1 protein-coding gene is annotated in these 551 nt (G+C 47.9%); it reads left to right on the forward strand.

From position 1 onward, the window contains the following. A partial coding sequence (locus R8O10_RS26945; RefSeq protein ID WP_206949773.1) for a flagellin occupies positions 1 to 551 on the forward strand: 551 nt, incomplete at both ends.

Here is a 551-nt window from a genome sequence, read left to right on the forward strand (position 1 = left end):
TGGAACGTTGCTGAAGGTAAGAACGACCTAAAAATCAACCTAACGGACAGCTACGGCCAAGAGCAAGAAATCAACATCAGCGCAAAAGCGGGTGACGATATCGAAGAGCTTGCGACTTACATTAACGGCCAAACTGACCTAGTGAAAGCGTCAGTAGACCAAGACGGTAAACTGCAAATCTTCGCTGGCAACAACAAAGTTGAGGGCGAGGTCGAGTTTTCAGGCGGTCTATCTGGTGAACTAGGCTTAGGCGAAGGCAAAAAAGTAACAGTAGATACTATCGACGTAACCTCAGTTGGTGGCGCACAAGAATCTGTTGCTATCATCGATGCGGCACTGAAATACGTAGACAGCCACCGCGCAGAGCTAGGTGCATTCCAGAACCGTTTCAACCACGCAATCAGCAACTTGGACAACATTAACGAGAACGTGAATGCGTCGAAGAGCCGTATCAAAGATACAGATTTCGCGAAAGAAACGACGGCAATGACCAAATCACAAATTCTATCGCAAGCGTCAAGCTCAATCCTTGCGCAAGCGAAACAAGCGCC

The organism is Vibrio sp. 1727 (assembly GCF_033344415.1).
GTDB classification, from domain to species: Bacteria; Pseudomonadota; Gammaproteobacteria; order Enterobacterales; family Vibrionaceae; genus Vibrio; species Vibrio alginolyticus.